We start from the raw sequence: 15,446 nt of genomic DNA, 5'->3' as shown, positions 1-15,446 counted from the left end.
GGGTTTTCCATTACCCATAGGTTAAAAATTCTACCCTAAAGTAAAACAATTAAACAAATGGAGTTCTTCATGCGAAGTAAGAGCAGCCCGCTCATGTTCCCGCTATCGGGTATCAAGATCGTCGAGTTCGAGGGGATCGGCCCAGGGCCCTTAGCTGGGTTCATGTTGATGCAGATGGGCGCTGACGTTACTGTGGTCGGGCGGCCAGGTGCGAGCGCATTGCCTGATGAGCTCACTCCGAAGGACGGGGCGCTCTTGTCGCGCGGCAAACGACGCGTCACATTGAATCTCAAGAACGACGAGGACAAGGCGCGGGCGCTGGACATGGTCGCGCAAAGCGACGGGTTGATTGAGGGCAACCGCCCGGGTGTGATGGAGCGCCTGGGTTTGGGTCCCGATGTATGTGGTGAATACAACCCGCGGCTTGTGTATGGGCGCATGACGGGCTGGGGGCAGGATGGGCCGCTGGCTCAGGCCGCCGGGCACGACATGAACTATGTCGCTCTCACTGGGCTCATGTCGATCACCGAGCAACCGGGACACCCTCCCATGCTTCCACCCACAGTGGTTGGGGATGCTGCCGGCGCCCTCGGGTTTGCATTTGGCATGGTGTCGGCGTTGCTAGGCGCGCGGGATAAGGGCCAGGGCTGCGTGGTTGACGGCGCCATCATTGATGTGTTGGCAATGCTGTCGCCGCTCGTGCAACTGATTCGTCAAGGTGGCGGATTGGAAGGCAGCGAACCCAGTGTCTTCCATGACTCACCCTTCTACGACCGCTATCTGTGCAGCGATGGGCGATACATCACGGTCGGTGCAATCGAGCCACAGTTCTATGCATTGCTGTTGACGCAATTGCAGCTGACGGATGTCGACCCCGCACGGCAAATGGACAAGACTTTGTGGCCGTCTCTCAAGGCGCGGATTGCGCAGCGCTTTGCTTCCCAACCTAGTACGTACTGGAATGCACTGATGGAAGGCACTGACAGTTGCTTTGCGCCGGTGCTCACCATGGCCGAAGCCGCCGCTCATCCCCACAACGTGGCTCGTGGTTTGTACAGCGTGACTGAGCAGGGCGATATTGAGACTGCGCGGGGCATGCGATTCCTGCCGCTTTGCTGAGCCGCGAATGTGATACCAAGGGTAATCCCTGGCAAGCAGTTGAGAATTTTACTGTACAGTAAAAACATCTTACGCAAAGTAATTTATTTGACTTTCATGGATCAAGAAGATCCGCCACGGAGAAATGCGATGGAAGATATCTATGTGGTTGGTGTGGGGATGACGCCATTCGGACGGCATCTGGACAAAGACATCAAGGCGCTCACACGCGAGGCCACGGCGGCTGCTTTGGCGGACGCGGGATTGGAAAAAGAAGACTTGGAAGCGGCCTTTTTTGGGAACACTTCCCAGGGGCATATGGATGGCCAGCACATGATTCGTGGGCAAATTGCGCTGCGGGCCATGGGGATTGGGCGCATTCCGGTGGTGAACGTCGAAAACGCTTGTGCAAGCGGCTCGTCGGCGTTCGTTCTAGCCTGCAATCACCTCAAGTCGGGTGCTGGCGATGTCGCTTTGGCTGTTGGTGCAGAGAAGATGTTCTCATCCGACAAGCTCAAGATGTTCTCGGTGTTTGACAGTGCCTGGGATCTCTCGCGTGCAGAAGAGATTCGTGGGGAGTTGATGAAGATGGGGCGCGACGTGGCGGTGCCCGAGGGGAGTACCTCACCCAGGCCGTACAGCGTTTTCATGGACGTGTATGCGGCGTTTGCACGATCGCACATGCGCACTTTCGGGACGACGCAGCGCCAGTTAGCCGCCGTTTCATCCAAGAACCACGCGCACTCCATGCACAACCCGCTGTCGCAGTACCGGATGGCTTACAGCATCGAAGAGGTGCTCGCCGCGCCGCCGATCACCTACCCATTGACTCTGCCCATGTGCTCCCCGGTGTCTGATGGCGCAGCAGCAGCCATCATTTGCACACGCTCGGCGCTTATGCGCTTGAACATCGATGAAAAGCGTGCCATCAAGGTGTTGGCGGCAGTAGTGCAAAGCGGTTCCGACCGGAGCGAAGACGACTACACCAACCACTGCACAGCACTGGCTTCGCGCAGGGCATATGAACTGGCAGGTGTTGGCCCAGCAGATATCTCGGTGGCCGAGGTGCACGATGCCACGGCCATGGGTGAAATCATTCAGACAGAAAACCTCGGTTTCTGTGAGTTCGGCATGGGCGGTGTGATTGCCGAGCGGGGTGATACCCGGATTGGTGGCCGCATTCCCGTTAATCCGTCCGGCGGCCTGGAGTCTAAGGGGCACCCTGTTGGGGCCACCGGTATTGCCCAAGTCCATGAGTTGGTAACTCAGCTTCGCGGGGAAGCCGGACTGCGGCAGGTGACTGACGCAAGGATTGCGCTGGCAGAAAACGGTGGCGGTCTTGAGGGCATTGAAGAAGCTGTTGCCTGTATCACCATCTTGGCGCGCTGAGCGCTGCACTCAATAAGAGACAAGAGAAACAGTATGGATGTCAAAAATACCATTGCCTTCGTCACAGGAGCTGCTTCAGGCCTGGGGCTCGCCACTTGCAAGGCATTGCTTGCGGCCGGAGCGAGCGTCATGGCGGTTGATCTGGACGAAGAGCGCCTTGCGAGCGAGGTGCTGCCGATGGGCGAGCGCGTGCGAATCCAGAAGGTTGATGTTTCGGACGAGGCCAGTGTGAAGGCTGGCGTAGACGCGGCAGTGGCGGAATTTGGTGCGCTGCATGTGGCGGTAAATTGCGCGGGAATTCTGGGTCCCTGCAAGACGCTTTCAAAGGGCGAGTTATTCCCGATGGATCTTTGGAACCGGGTGATCGCCATCAACCTGACCGGGACATTCAACGTGGTGCGCTATGCGTCGTTGGCCATGTCGCAGAACGAGCCCAATGTCGACGGTGAACGGGGGGTCATCGTGAACACGTCATCTGGTGCTGCGTGGCAGGGTCAAGTGGGCCAGGCCGCATATAGCGCCAGCAAAGCGGCGGTCATTGGAATGACGCTTCCGGTGGCGCGGGATCTTGCGCAACACGGAATCCGAGTGGTGGCCGTGGCGCCTGGTCTGTTTGAGACCGCCATGTCTGCAGGCATGCCAACGAAGGTGTCGCAAAACATTATTGACAACGTCATCCTCTTTCCTCATCGCATGGGGCAGGCACAAGAGTTCGGTGGACTGGTTCGGCACGTTGTGGAAAACGCCTATTTGAATGCCACCACGATCAGCCTGGATGCGGGTGTCCGTTGTTAGTCGTGGTCCATTGATCGCTGCGAGCATTCCCGCAAATGGATGCGTAGACCCTGCAAAGGTCTTATGAAGGAAATTCGATGGACAAAGCCAAGAATTCAGAGTGGAGGTACCAATGAATGCAGCCATTCAAAGCCAGCGGGAAGGCGTGGTGCTGACAGCCCAGAATCTGCTGCTGCAGTTCGGTGGAGTTGTGGCGCTGAATGATGTTTCGATTGATGTGCGCAAGGACGAGCTGCTGGCAATCATCGGGCCGAACGGAGCGGGAAAGTCTTCTCTGATGAACTGCCTGAGCGGGTTCTACCGCCCCAAGAAAGGCGAGATATCCCTGGCCGGGCACAACGTGCGCGACATGGCGGTTCACGACGTGGCGGCACAGGGCCTAGCGCGCACCTTTCAAGGTACGCACATTTTTTCGGGCATGACCGTTATCGAGAACCTGATGGTGGGGCGCCACATGCACATGCGGGCCAATCTCGTGCAGTCATTTTTCCATTTCGGCCCGGCAAAACGGGAAGAAGTTTTGCATCGGGAGGTGGTGGAAGAAATCATTGAATTTCTTGAAATTGAATCCATCCGGCATGCGCCGGTGGGCAGCCTCGGTTATGGGCTTCGCAAGCGCGTGGACTTGGGGCGCGCACTGGCCCAAGACCCGAAGATTCTGTTGATGGATGAGCCTATGGCCGGTATGAATACTGAAGAGAAAGAAGACTTGGCACGTTTCATTCTGGATGTGCGCGAGGCAAAGCGCATTCCTATTGTTTTGGTGGAGCACGACATGGGTGTGGTGATGGACCTGGCTGACCGCATCGCTGTGCTGGACTTTGGACGCAAGATCGCCGATGGAACGCCCAAGGAGATCCAGGCTAATCCCGCAGTGCTTAAAGCCTATCTTGGGGAGGGCGTCCAATGAAACTCGAAATCGCGACCCTTCCCCAGTTGCTGCGCAAGCATGCGCATGCTAACCCCAACCGTCTTTCCCAGCGCCATAAGCAGCGCGGCATTTGGCGGGAGTACAGCTTTGCGGATGTGCAGCGCAACGTTCGAGAGATTGCGCTGGGCATGCACCAAGCAGGCGTCAAAGCGGGTGAGACCATTGCCATCATTGGTGAGAATGAGCCGCAGCATTACTGGGCCGAGTATGCCGCGCATGCACTGGGATGCAAAGTTGTATCCATGTACCCGGACCTCACTTCGGAGGAGGTGGCCTATCTTTTGGACGACAGCGAAGCAGTCATCTTGTTCGCGCAGGACCAAGAGCAGGTTGACAAGGGCCTGGATGTCCGGAACAAGACGTTGAAGATGCGCCACATTGTGTATTGGGATGAAACGGGTATGTGGTCGTATAACGACCCCATCCTGCAAACCTTCGATGGCATGCAGCGGCAAGGGCGTGAAATCCATCAACGTAACGGAAAGATGTACGACGCGCTAGTGGATGCGGGAGCCCCCGATGACATAGCGGTTCTTTCTTACACTTCCGGCACGACGGGGCAGCCCAAGGGCGTGATCCTCACGCATCGCTTTTTGATCGACAACGCCCAGCGCTTGATCGATTCCATGGATGTGAAGCCGGGTATGGAATACCTGAGTTACATCGCGCCATCCTGGGCCACTGAACAAATATATGGCATCACCATGGGATTGGGATTGCCCATGGTAGTGAACTTCCCCGAGGGCCCGGAGCAGGTGTTGTCCAACATTCGGGAATTGGCGGTGGAAGGTATGACATTTGCTCCGCGCCAGTGGGAAAGCATGGCGTCCTCTGTGCAGGCGCACATGCTCGACGCAGGACCCATTCGACGAGGTGTCTACGAGTGGGGCATGAAGATCGGTCACACCGTTAATGTGGGGCGCTTGGATGGAAAACCCGTTGGCCTGCTGGACCGGTTGCTGTTTCCTATCGCCAATGCACTGGTTCTGCGCCCGTTGCGAGATCTGCTCGGCCTGACCCGGCTGCGCTGTGCCAGCTGCGGTGGTGCCACCATGGCACCGGATGTGTTTCGCATGTTCCATGCCATGGGTATACCTCTGCGCAACATCTATGGCTCCACCGAAACCGGGTTGCTGACATGCCACCAGGGTGACCGATTTGATCTGGAGACCGTAGGGCACTGGATGAAGGCGCATCCAGAGGCGGGCCCACCATTGGAATGGCGCTTGAGTGCGGACGGAGAGCTGCAGATTCGTGGCGGAAGCCCGTTTCTGGGCTACTACCGCAGAGAGGGTTCCGTAGAGTCGAAGGTGAAAGATGGCTGGTTCTACACGGGCGATGCCGTAACGAAAACTGAGCTAGGCGAGCTCGTGTTCCTGGAGCGGTTGTCGGACCTCAAGCGTTTGCGCAGCGGAGAAACCTTCCCGCCGCAGTTCGTCGAGACCCGCCTTCGGTTCAGTCCCTTCATCAAGGACATCATGACGGTGGGAGACGAGACGAGGGACTTCGTGGCCGCTCTCATCAATATCGACATGGCTGTTCTGTCGCGGTGGGCAGAAGACAAGCGGATCGGATTTTCAACCTTTACCGATTTGTCACAGCGGCCAGAGGTCGCAGAGTTGATCAGTCAGGAAATTACCCGTGTGAATCAGTTTTTGCCGGCGCATGCGCGGGTCAAGCGATTCGCCAATTTTCCAAAAGAGCTTGATCCGGACGAGGGCGAACTAACACGTTCGAGAAAGCTGCGGCGCGAATTCCTGGAGGTGCGATACGCCACGCTGATCAACGGTTTATATGACGGCTTGCACGCCGTGCGTATCGATATTCCTGTGACCTACCAGGACGGTCGGCGCGGCAATTTCGAGGCTCTGGTGTCCATCCATGACACGGACGCCGCAGGGTCAGACCACCTGGGCGCAGCCCGAAGCAGAGGACGGAAATGATCGATTTTATTAACTACCTGATAAACGGTGCGCTGTCAGGGCTTCTGTATGCGTTGATCGCCATGGGTTTCGTCGTGATCTATCGCGCGTCAAAGGTGTTCAACTTTGCACAAGGTGAGTTGGTGGTCTTTGGCGGCTACATGGTGTGGTGGACGATTATTCAGATGGGTCTACCGCTGTGGGTCGGATTGCCCGTGGCATTCGTTAGTGCTGCAATTTTTGGTTTCATGATTGAGCGGATATTTTTTGCCCGTCTGGTTGGGGAATCCGTCTTCTCGATGGTCATGGTGACGATCGGTCTCTTGATTCTGATCCGAGGCGTTGTGTTGGTGCTTTTTGGTCCACAGGTGCGTGCTTTTCCGATCATCTTTCCTCTGGATCCGATCATCGTTGGCGATCTCATCGTCTCCCGTTCGATGCTCTACGGTGGAATTATGACCATCTTCATCGGCGTTGGCCTCTCCTGGTTTTTCAACCGGACAAGGGCTGGCTTGACCATGACGGCCGTGGCGGAAGACCACCAGGTGGCCATGTCCATGGGCATCTCGGTGCAGCGTTCCATTGCCTTTGCGTGGGTGCTGGGATCCGTGCTTTCCACACTGGGGGCGATAGTGCATTTGAGTGGCCGCTCCATCAACATGATGAGCTCCGACATCGGCCTGGCTGCCTTGCCGGTGGCCTTGCTGGCTGGGTTGGAGTCCCTCGCAGGTTTGCTGATCGCCGGTGTTTTGGTGGGTGTGATTCAGGGTTTGGCTTCGGCCTATCTCGATCCCCTGGTGGGGGGAGCGCTGGGCTCCGTCTTTCCTTTCATCATCATGCTGGTGGTGTTGTTAATTCGTCCCACCGGCATGTTCGGGTGGAAAACCATTGAGAGGGTATGAGCATGGATCCCGCAGGTGTATTCGCGACTTCTTTCGCCAAAGACCAAGCACTAATTCGCACGCGCAGCCAGGCGGTGGCATTGGGCCTGTTTGTTATAGCGTTGTTTGCGCTGCCCCTGATCAGCGAGGTCCGCTGGGTGGCGATCATGACCTCTATGCTGATTACTGCAGTGGTGGTCATGGGGCTGCAGATCAATACTGGTCTAGCGGGTCAGATCAATTTGGGTCAAGCTGCGTTCATGGGGGTTGGTGCGTATGCAACAGCGCTCCTAGCGACGAAAGGCCACCTGCCTTTCTGGCTGGCTTTGCCCATCGGCGGGCTGTGCGCGGCGCTTTTTGGGCTGGTGTTTGGATTAACCGCAATGCGCATAAAGGGTTTTTACCTTGCCTTGACCACGATTGCTGCGCAGATTTTGTTCCACTTCTTTGTGCTCAACCTGCCTGCCAAGTGGCTGGGGGGATCTAACGGCATCACTCTGGAACCAGCACAGCTCCTTGGTTTCGTTTTCAACACCGATACCCGCATTTACTACCTGTGTCTGGTAGTGGCCTTCATCATGATTGCGGGCGCCTACGGCGTCGCACGCAGCCGCCATGGTCGAATTTTTGCGGCAGTGCGCGATGACGACGTGGCCTCAGGAATGATGGGCATCAATGTCGTGCGCACCAAGGTACTTGCCTTCTTGCTGGGTGCGTTTTACGCGGGCATCGGTGGAGGGCTCTGGGCTTACTACGTCAGGTTCGTGGCGATTGACCAGTTCACCCTGATCCACTCGATATGGTTCATCGCGATGATCATTGTGGGTGGCATGGGGTCGGTGACGGGCGCGCTGATCGGCGTGTTTGTTATCCGTACTGCCCAGGAGACGATCACCATCGTGGGCCCTTCACTGGTCGAGAACTTTTCCTTCCTGAGCGGAGATGTTGTTTTCGCAGTGATGAATATTTTCCTGGGTGGAGTCATCGCGGCCTTTCTGATCTTTGAGCCACGCGGTCTGATGCACCGGTGGAACATCGTCAAGCGGTCTTATCGCATGTGGCCTTACCCATATTGACCGCAATCCTGTTTTCTGCAGCCACCTTAGGCGCTGGGAAGGGCTGCTCCAATGCAAAGCGCTACTACAAAAGGAGACTTTTTTTATGAAAACGAATCGAGCAAAGTTGTCGGCAATGGTCAAACTGGGGCAACGCGGCGCTTTACTGGCGTCAGCCTTGTGCCTTGGCGGCATGGCACAAGCTCAGACTACTTACAACGTGGCTGGCCTGGCTGACTTCACCGGACCTTTCGCAGACATCATGAAAGATATGACGGGATGCCGCCGTGCGGTGCTCGACTGGTGGAGCGAAGAGGTCGGTAAAGCGCAGGGCGTCGCATTGCGAATCAAGGATTTCGACACCCGCTATGACGTCGCCCAAGTGGCCAGCCTCTGGCCAGGCATCAAGTCCGAGCTCAACCCGGTGGCTGTTCTGGGTGTGGGCGGTGCAGATACCAATGCGCTGCAGCAGCGCTTGCCTAGTGACAAGGTGCCTCTTGTCCAGTCGACAGCAGGATATGGATTTGCTTGGAAGGGTGATAACTGGGTGTTCAATGCCCGTGCCACTTACCCGCACGAAGCGGCTGCGTTTTATGTGTGGATGCAGAAGAAGTCGGGTTCGTCTGCTCCTCTCAAGGTGGGGGTGATTTCATCGGAAGTATCGCCGGCCTACGTGGACATCCACAAAGGTGTCGAGAAGTTCGCTAAGGACAATCCGAAGATCATTGAAGTCGTTGAAACGATTTATACCGAAGCACAGCCGACCGACCTTACCCAGCAGGTCAGCCGCCTGGTCCGCAAGGGGGCCACGGTACTGCAGGTGTTCAACAATACAGCATCGGTAGTGGCGACACGGCGCGCCCTGCAAAGCCTTGGAAAAACCAATATTCCGATAGTGGTTAGCGCTCATAACGGGTTGCTTTCGTCGGGGAAAGCGCTGGGTGACCTGAGCCAAATGGATGGAAACTATGAGGTCTATGGCATGGCCATGGCCGCCGAAGGCGCAACACCGGCACGGGACTTCTTCGAGAAACTGCGCAGCCAATACAAGTTGCAAGCCGCCTATAACTCTGCCTGCATTATGGGCATGAGCCAAGCGATGTTGACGGTTCGTGCCGTTGAAAATGTTGTCAAGGTCAAAGGTGCTGGCGGTGTGACGGGCGAAGAGGTTCGCGCTGCACTGCTGTCCACCCCCATGCCTACCGAGCGCAGTTTTGGCTTGTTGCCCAATATCAAGTTCAACAATGATGCGCCGTTCCCGACCTCGGGCACAGCCGTCAACATCGGCACCGTCGAAAAGGGAAAGTACAAACTTCTCGAGCAGAACGTTCCGGTTCCTGTGTTGAACAAGTGGTAATTGCAAATCGGCCTGGGTCTCGGGCCACCGAGACCCAGGCCACATCATCTGGAGCTACCCGTGCTTGAACTGAACAACGTTGAAGTCCTCTACAGCGACGTCATTCTTGCTGTCAAAGGCATTACCGCCAAAGTCCCCGCTGGACAGTGCGTGACCTTGCTGGGCGCCAATGGCGCTGGCAAGAGCACCACGCTCAAGGCCATCTCCAACCTGGTCAGGACAGAGGATGGTCGTGTGACGGCGGGGAGTATTCAATTTGATGGTGCGGACATCACCGGTGCCAACCCCGTCGATGTCGTTCGCAAGGGGTTGGTACATGTCATGGAAGGGCGCAAGGTTCTCCGCCACATGACAGTGGAGCAGAACCTGGTGGTGGGCGGTCATATGGGCAGCGCTGGCGATGCCAAGGAAATGCTTGATGAGGTGTATAGCCGCATCAAGCGTCTGAAAGCCTTGCGTACTCGCACAGCAGGTTACCTGTCGGGCGGCGAGCAGCAATTGCTGGTAATTGGACGGGCCCTGATGGCCAAGCCTAAGTTGGTGATGATCGACGAGCCTTCGCTCGGCTTGGCTCCGCTGATGGTCGATGAGGTCTATGGTTTGCTGAGTGACCTCAAGACCAGCGGTCTGACTCTGCTGATCGTGGAGCAAAACACCCGCGTCGCTCTGGATTTAGCCGACTACGGCTATGTGATGGAGAGCGGACGGATCGTGTTAGAGGGCCCCTCCAACAGCTTAAAGACCAACGAGGACGTTCGAGAGTTCTACCTCGGCCTGACGGTCGATGGGGAGCGCAAGAGTTTCCGCGACATGAAACATTACCGCCGCCGCAAGCGCTGGCTGGGTTGACCGCATTGGGTCAGTCGTTTTCCAAGTTTTCAAGGATGGGTTTATGAGCATCGTTTCCAATGCATTGCTGAGCGAACAAGAAGTCATTATTCGGGAGTCTGCCCGGCGTGTCGCGACTGAAGTGGTGGGTAGCACGGCCGCCGAACGTGATCGCACGGGGGCTTGGCCACACGACGAAATCAAGGCAGTTGCCGACGTAGGCTTCATGGGCATGCTCGCCCCGCCAGCATACGGCGGTTCCGGGCTTTCATTCGTGGAGTATTGCCTGGCTATTGAAGAATTCGCAGCGGCCGATGGTGGCTTCGCCACCATGATGCACGTCCACAACTCAGCTGCGCACGTGTTACGTAGTTTTGGAACCGAACAACAGATGGCCCGCCATCTGCCGGATCTGGCCAGTGGCAAGCGCATTGGTGCCTTTTTATTGTCAGAGCCCCATGCAGGCTCGGATACCGCAGCCATCCGGACCACGGCTAAGCGGGACGGCGACGTTTATGTGATCAATGGCAGCAAACAATGGATTTCCAATGGCAGTGAAGCGGGCTTTGCGCTCGTCGTGGCAGCAACTGCGGAACCAGGTGCCCGTCACCGCTTCAGCCTGTTCATCGCGGACCCCGAAGATCCAGGCTACCAATGCTTGCGTATCGAAAGGAAGCTGGGCCAGCACACGGCCCACACGGCTCAGATTCAGCTGGACAACATGCGTGTTCCAGTTCAGAACATGATCGGTGAGGAAGGGCGCGGGTATGGCAAAGCACTATCGCTGTTGTCCGATGGGCGCATCGCAATCGCCGCCCTGGCCATCGGCATTGCCCGTGCAGCGCTGGAGGCAGCCATCCGCTACGCCAAAGAGCGCGAGGCCTATGGCAAGCCACTCACCGAACTGCAGGCCATTAGCTTTGATTTGGCGGAAATGGCCATGCAGGTTGAGGTGGCGCACCAGTACATGCTGTATGCAGCTCGTCTTACGGATGCGGGCCTGCCAACCAGTAAGGAGGCCTCCGTTGCTAAACTCTATGCCAGCGAAATGGCTGAAAAGGTTTGCTCTGCGGCGCTGCAAGTGCATGGTGGCTACGGGTATGTCAACGACTTCCCGGTCGAGCGCTATTATCGCGATGTGCGCGTTACAAAGATCTACGAAGGCACTAGTCACATTCAAAAGTTGATCATTGCGCGCAGTATCTTGGCTGGCTGATGAGCACGGCCTTTCTCCGCAGGCCTATCGGCGAAAGCAGTTCGATACACTTTGCCTCAGTTAGCGATACGAATGCCCTCAAGGAAAACAACACCAATGAGTACGCCAATTGAGGCAAAGCCCAAGTCACTGACACGCAATGCTGCCAAAAGATCGGGCAAGGGCGCAAAATGGAACAATGCGGTCAGCGGCGCGGATGAGCAGTACCAGCTCAAAAAGCAAGCTGTCATTGCGGAAGCTTCGCGCGCATTTGGCCGCCATGGGTACAAGAATGTGTCCTTGGACGAGATTGCAAAAACGCTCAACGTCACCAAGCCTGCCCTCTACTACTACTTCAAGAACAAGCAGGAACTTGTCTACGAATGCCACGAGCTCGCCATGCATTTGGGAGATCGCGTCTTGCAAGACGCGATCGCTTCGGAAAATACTGGTTTCGGTCGGATCTCGGTCTTCATTAAGAACTACATCTCGTTGCTAACGGATGAAATGGGCGCACCGGCGATCCTCCAGGATTTCTCCGGTATGACTGTGGCGGATCAGAAAAAAATCACTTTGCGTCGGCGAAAGTTTGATCAAGAGCTGCGCAAAGTGCTCGAGGGGGGTGTTCAGGATGGTTCCATTGCCCCGTGCAACGTGAAATTGGCGGTGTTCTGGTTCATGGGCGCTGTTAGCTCGATTACCCAATGGATGCATATCGATGGCAGCCTTGGAAGCGACGAAGTGGCCGATATTTTTATCGGTTTTCTTGCGCATGGTATTCGTCCCAGTCAAGCGTGAATCTGGCGCAACAGGCTTGGGCTTCCGGTTGTGTTCTTCGCAGTGAGGCAATTCTGGCGGACATCGTCGTGCATGGCGGAAACCGGTGCTGGAATCAGGTCTTCAGGCTTGATCAGGATGGCAAGGTGGTCGAGTTCTTCGAGGCAGCCAATGCGAGTCTTTCTGCTTCGACGATGGGATGCTGAGAAGCTGGTCGGCCCACACGGGAATCCAAGGCGGCTTTCAAGGCGTGTGCGATGGCCCAATGAATTAGTGGGCAGTGACGCATTCAATGAATGGAGAGCACCACAATTGCGCTCAGGAATAGGCCCCGGATTGCGCGCGCAGGAGGTGGCTACGCACCAAATCCAGCCCGCCGGGTCCGCTGAGAACATCCAGTGGACGACGATGACCAAATGTCGGTGCCAATTCCAACAGCCATTGGTCAAGCCAAGCCCGCGCGTCAAAACCTACTGGTGTTCCTGATTCATCAACCATACGCTGAACAAGTGCGGAGAGGGTAGCGATATCGTCTTCGAGGGCCATGGCCCATTCTGATCTGCACGCCAGATGAATGCAATGCACACGTCCGGGCAAGGTATCTTGAATTTTCAAAATTGAGCCACCGTGCCGATTGAATTTTGAGCCAGGGCTAATGGCCAACCTGTGAAGGTCGGCTGTGGATAAGTGTAGTGCCTTGGGTCGGTTTTGGTCTCCTTGGTGATCGAGCTCGGTGGTCGTCCGTTGAGGGCAAGCCGCGCAGGGCGAAGCCCGTAGCGGCTTGCCCTTGAACCGCTCAGAACGGCTCAGCCTTCTTGGCCTGTTCGCGTGCCTTGATGCGTTTCTTGGCCACGGCTGTGCTGTGCATGAACCTGTGGGACTCGTTGCCCGTCTCGACGATGTGGCAGTGGTGCGTGAGTCGATCCAGCAGTGCCGTGGTCATCTTGGCATCGCCGAACACGCTGGACCATTCCTTGAAGTCCAGGTTGGTGGTGATCATCACGCTGGTCTGCTCGTAGAGCTTGCTCAGCAGGTGGAACAGCAAGGCGCCGCCTGCCTGGCTGAAGGGCAGGTAGCCCAGCTCATCAAGGATGACCAGGTCCATGCGCTGCAAGCTCGCTGCGATGCGGCCTGCCTTGCCTTGGGCCTTCTCCTGCTCCAGTGCGTTGACCAGATCCACCGTGGAGTAAAACCGCACGCGTGAGCCATGGCGCGTGATGCCCGCCACGCCGATGGCCGTGGCCAGATGCGTCTTGCCCGTGCCGGGGCCACCCACTAGCACCACGTTGTGCGCCTGCTCGGTGAACGCCATGCTGGCCAACTGCTCGATGAGCTTTTTGTCCACGGGCGAGCATTCGAAGTCGAAGCCCGCCAGGTCGCGGTGCACGGGGAACTTCGCCGTGTGCATCTGGTAGCTCACTGAGCGCATGGCTCTGTCCGTGACTTCCGCTTGCAGCAGGTGCTCCAGCAGCCAGCGCGAGCTCTCCAGCGTGGCGTGGCCGCCTTGCTTGACCAGGTCCTCCCAGGCCCCGGCCATGCCGTACAGGCGCAGCTCTTTGAACTCCTTGTCCAGCTCACGCATGATCGGCCTCCTGCATGTCGCTGCCAGCGCGCAGGCTGTCATAGCGCGCCGTGTCGGCCAGGGGTGTCTGGCTCACTTGCAGGTTGGTCGCAACCGTCTCGGGCAGGGGCTGCGCTTGCAGGCGGCCGAGCACGTTGATGACGTGCTCGGTGCTCACCCGCCCCGATGGCGGCGCACTCTCCAGGGCCAACTCCACCGCCACCAGCACGGCGTCCAGCCCTTGCTTGGGCACCTCGGCCAGTACCTGCGCCATCACCCTGTCGCCGCCCTCCTGGTGCAGCAAGCCTTTGCGCATGCGCTGCAATGGCTCGGGCAGGTCTGCAAAGGGCGCGCCGTTGCGCAGCGCGCCCGGCTTGCGCTCGATCAGCGGCACGTAATGCTGCCAGTCGTAGCGGGTCTGGTTGCGATCGCTCAGGCGCTCGTGCGTGGCCACCATAGCATCGCCGGCCACCACCACGATCTGCGCCGGGTACAGGTGTGTGCTGACCATTTGCCCCGCCCATTCGCAGGGCACCGAGTAGCGGTTGCGCGCCACCGTCACCAGGCAGGTGCTGCTCACCTTGGCCGGGTTCTCAACATAGCCATCAAAGGCCACCGGCATCGGCATCAGGTGGCTTTGCTCCAGCTCCAGCATCTCGGCGATGCTGAACGCTTTGTGCTGCGGGTGGCGCAGCTCTCGCCACAGAGCCCGGCAGCGCTCGCCCAGCCACGCATTGAGCTCGGTAAAGCTGCCAAAGCGCCGTTGCCCCGCCTCCACCCAGATGCGACGGCGGCTGTCTTGCACATCCTTCTCCACGCGCCCCTTCTCCCAGCCGCTGGCACGGTTGCAAAAATCAGGGTCGAACAGATAGTGCGCGCACATGGCTGCAAAGCGCGCATTGACCACGCGGCCTTTGCCCTTCTTGACTTTGTCGACCGCCGTCTTCATGTTGTCGTAGATGCCACGGCGTGCCACGCCACCCAGCGCTGCAAAGCTGCGGGTGTGCGCATCGAACAGCATCTCGTGGCCTTGGCTGGGGTAGGCCACCAGCCAGAAGGCCCCACTGGCACACAGCTTCATGTGCGAGACCTGCATGCGGTAGTACACCCCGCCCACCAGCAAGCCGTCTTCGCTCCAGTCGAACTGGAAGGCCTCGCCAAGCTCGAAGGTCAATGGCACGAAGGCCTTGCAGGCCGCCTGTTGGCCTTCACCTTGGCGCCACTTGCGGATGAAGTCCGTCACCCGCGTGTAGCCACCTTCGTAGCCCGCTGCCTTGATCTGCGTGAACAAGGCCTTGGCCGTGCGCCGCTCCTTCTTGGGCCGCTTGGCATCGGCCTTCAAGGCTTGCTTGAGCTCCGCCTCGTGCGCCGACAGCTTGGTCGCCTTCGCCGCCTCCCGGCGGTACTTGGGCTCGACCGGCTGCGCCTCGTCCAGCCACTTGGCCACCGTGTTGCGCGACAGACCCGTGGCCCTCGATATCTCCCGCTTCGTCTTCTTGTCCCGGCGATGCATCCGCCGTATCTTGCCAATCATGTCCATGGTGATCACCCTCTTCATTCCCTTGCTGCACAAAACAGCAGGGTAGGTAAAACACCTGGCTCAGTTTTAGGTCGGCATCACACCAAAAAGTGGCTCAGTTTTCGGTCGGCGTCAACA

Annotated in this window: 15 protein-coding genes; 12 read left to right on the top strand and 3 right to left on the bottom strand. The window is 57.7% G+C overall.

All coding sequences use genetic code 11. The annotated features are described in order from the left end of the window. Nucleotides 1–69: 69 nt before the first annotated feature. The 12 genes from HYX42_RS04930 to HYX42_RS04875 all read left to right on the top strand — a co-directional run bounded on the left by HYX42_RS04930 (nucleotide 70) and on the right by HYX42_RS04875 (nucleotide 12,434). Nucleotides 70–1,119, top strand: coding sequence for a CaiB/BaiF CoA-transferase family protein (locus HYX42_RS04930; RefSeq protein WP_082564907.1), 1,050 nt, complete (start codon nucleotides 70–72; stop codon nucleotides 1,117–1,119). Nucleotides 1,120–1,248: 129 nt separating this feature from the next. Continuing rightward, nucleotides 1,249–2,487, top strand: a complete 1,239-nt coding sequence (locus HYX42_RS04925) for a thiolase family protein (protein WP_056642825.1) — start codon at nucleotides 1,249–1,251, stop codon at nucleotides 2,485–2,487. Between the two features lie 33 nt (nucleotides 2,488–2,520). Beyond that, on the top strand, nucleotides 2,521–3,282 hold the full coding sequence (locus HYX42_RS04920; RefSeq protein WP_056642823.1) for an SDR family NAD(P)-dependent oxidoreductase: 762 nt from the start codon (nucleotides 2,521–2,523) through the stop codon (nucleotides 3,280–3,282). A gap of 112 nt (nucleotides 3,283–3,394) precedes the next feature. Beyond that, the gene (locus HYX42_RS04915; protein ID WP_056642819.1) at nucleotides 3,395–4,192 is read left to right on the top strand and encodes an ABC transporter ATP-binding protein; all 798 of its coding nucleotides are present in this window, start codon (nucleotides 3,395–3,397) and stop codon (nucleotides 4,190–4,192) included. After that, complete coding sequence (locus tag HYX42_RS04910) at nucleotides 4,189–6,156, top strand: AMP-binding protein (protein ID WP_056743885.1); 1,968 nt, start codon at nucleotides 4,189–4,191, stop codon at nucleotides 6,154–6,156. Before HYX42_RS04915 ends, HYX42_RS04910 begins: the two co-directional genes overlap by 4 nt. Further along, on the top strand, nucleotides 6,153–7,037 hold the full coding sequence (locus tag HYX42_RS04905; RefSeq protein WP_056743883.1) for a branched-chain amino acid ABC transporter permease: 885 nt from the start codon (nucleotides 6,153–6,155) through the stop codon (nucleotides 7,035–7,037). Before HYX42_RS04910 ends, HYX42_RS04905 begins: the two co-directional genes overlap by 4 nt. Then, nucleotides 7,034–8,092: a branched-chain amino acid ABC transporter permease gene (locus HYX42_RS04900; RefSeq protein ID WP_231940635.1), complete on the top strand. Its 1,059-nt coding sequence runs from the start codon at nucleotides 7,034–7,036 to the stop codon at nucleotides 8,090–8,092. The genes HYX42_RS04905 and HYX42_RS04900 overlap by 4 nt, the downstream gene beginning before the upstream one ends. A gap of 85 nt (nucleotides 8,093–8,177) precedes the next feature. Then, complete coding sequence (locus tag HYX42_RS04895; protein ID WP_083235468.1) at nucleotides 8,178–9,428, top strand: ABC transporter substrate-binding protein; 1,251 nt, start codon at nucleotides 8,178–8,180, stop codon at nucleotides 9,426–9,428. A 60-nt stretch (nucleotides 9,429–9,488) separates the two neighbouring features. Further along, nucleotides 9,489–10,277, top strand: coding sequence for an ABC transporter ATP-binding protein (locus tag HYX42_RS04890; RefSeq protein WP_056743881.1), 789 nt, complete (start codon nucleotides 9,489–9,491; stop codon nucleotides 10,275–10,277). Nucleotides 10,278–10,320: 43 nt separating this feature from the next. After that, entirely contained in the window at nucleotides 10,321–11,472 is a 1,152-nt protein-coding gene (locus tag HYX42_RS04885) for an acyl-CoA dehydrogenase family protein (RefSeq protein WP_056743879.1), read from the top strand. 96 nt (nucleotides 11,473–11,568) lie between these two features. Then, entirely contained in the window at nucleotides 11,569–12,249 is a 681-nt protein-coding gene (locus HYX42_RS04880; RefSeq protein WP_056743877.1) for a TetR/AcrR family transcriptional regulator, read from the top strand. After that, the gene (locus HYX42_RS04875; RefSeq protein ID WP_146191287.1) at nucleotides 12,246–12,434 is read left to right on the top strand and encodes a hypothetical protein; all 189 of its coding nucleotides are present in this window, start codon (nucleotides 12,246–12,248) and stop codon (nucleotides 12,432–12,434) included. Before HYX42_RS04880 ends, HYX42_RS04875 begins: the two co-directional genes overlap by 4 nt. Nucleotides 12,435–12,546: 112 nt before the next feature. Here HYX42_RS04875 and HYX42_RS04870 read toward each other — a convergent pair whose 3' ends face one another. The 3 genes from HYX42_RS04870 to istA all read right to left on the bottom strand — a co-directional run bounded on the left by HYX42_RS04870 (nucleotide 12,547) and on the right by istA (nucleotide 15,329). Further along, nucleotides 12,547–12,774 (bottom strand): antitoxin Xre/MbcA/ParS toxin-binding domain-containing protein, encoded by a 228-nt coding sequence (locus HYX42_RS04870; protein ID WP_082564895.1) that lies wholly within the window; start codon nucleotides 12,772–12,774, stop codon nucleotides 12,547–12,549. A 250-nt stretch (nucleotides 12,775–13,024) separates the two neighbouring features. Beyond that, nucleotides 13,025–13,810: an IS21-like element helper ATPase IstB gene (gene istB / locus HYX42_RS04865; RefSeq protein ID WP_024815605.1), complete on the bottom strand. Its 786-nt coding sequence runs from the start codon at nucleotides 13,808–13,810 to the stop codon at nucleotides 13,025–13,027. After that, nucleotides 13,803–15,329 carry an IS21 family transposase gene (gene istA, locus HYX42_RS04860; protein ID WP_056637686.1) on the bottom strand — a complete coding sequence of 509 codons (1,527 nt, stop codon included), beginning with the start codon at nucleotides 15,327–15,329 and terminating at the stop codon, nucleotides 13,803–13,805. The genes istB and istA overlap by 8 nt, the downstream gene beginning before the upstream one ends. Nucleotides 15,330–15,446 lie beyond the last annotated feature (117 nt).

It is taken from the genome of Polaromonas sp. (assembly GCF_016185115.1).
Lineage (GTDB): Bacteria > Pseudomonadota > Gammaproteobacteria > Burkholderiales > Burkholderiaceae_C > Polaromonas.
Note: the sequence above shows the minus strand (reverse complement) of the source record. Positions and strands in the feature narration are given on the sequence as shown.

What these genes read in the sequence shown, in the direction of transcription:
- HYX42_RS04930 (WP_082564907.1), top strand. Translation starts at nt 70, where the DNA reads ATGCGAAGTAAGAGCAGCCCGCTCATGTTCCCGCTATCGGGTATCAAG.
- HYX42_RS04925 (WP_056642825.1), top strand. Translation starts at nt 1,249, where the DNA reads ATGGAAGATATCTATGTGGTTGGTGTGGGGATGACGCCATTCGGACGG.
- HYX42_RS04920 (WP_056642823.1), top strand. Translation starts at nt 2,521, where the DNA reads ATGGATGTCAAAAATACCATTGCCTTCGTCACAGGAGCTGCTTCAGGC.
- HYX42_RS04915 (WP_056642819.1), top strand. Translation starts at nt 3,395, where the DNA reads ATGAATGCAGCCATTCAAAGCCAGCGGGAAGGCGTGGTGCTGACAGCC.
- HYX42_RS04910 (WP_056743885.1), top strand. Translation starts at nt 4,189, where the DNA reads ATGAAACTCGAAATCGCGACCCTTCCCCAGTTGCTGCGCAAGCATGCG.
- HYX42_RS04905 (WP_056743883.1), top strand. Translation starts at nt 6,153, where the DNA reads ATGATCGATTTTATTAACTACCTGATAAACGGTGCGCTGTCAGGGCTT.
- HYX42_RS04900 (WP_231940635.1), top strand. Translation starts at nt 7,034, where the DNA reads ATGAGCATGGATCCCGCAGGTGTATTCGCGACTTCTTTCGCCAAAGAC.
- HYX42_RS04895 (WP_083235468.1), top strand. Translation starts at nt 8,178, where the DNA reads ATGAAAACGAATCGAGCAAAGTTGTCGGCAATGGTCAAACTGGGGCAA.
- HYX42_RS04885 (WP_056743879.1), top strand. Translation starts at nt 10,321, where the DNA reads ATGAGCATCGTTTCCAATGCATTGCTGAGCGAACAAGAAGTCATTATT.
- HYX42_RS04880 (WP_056743877.1), top strand. Translation starts at nt 11,569, where the DNA reads ATGAGTACGCCAATTGAGGCAAAGCCCAAGTCACTGACACGCAATGCT.
- HYX42_RS04870 (WP_082564895.1), bottom strand. Translation starts at nt 12,774, where the DNA reads ATGGCCCTCGAAGACGATATCGCTACCCTCTCCGCACTTGTTCAGCGT.
- istB (WP_024815605.1), bottom strand. Translation starts at nt 13,810, where the DNA reads ATGCGTGAGCTGGACAAGGAGTTCAAAGAGCTGCGCCTGTACGGCATG.
- istA (WP_056637686.1), bottom strand. Translation starts at nt 15,329, where the DNA reads ATGGACATGATTGGCAAGATACGGCGGATGCATCGCCGGGACAAGAAG.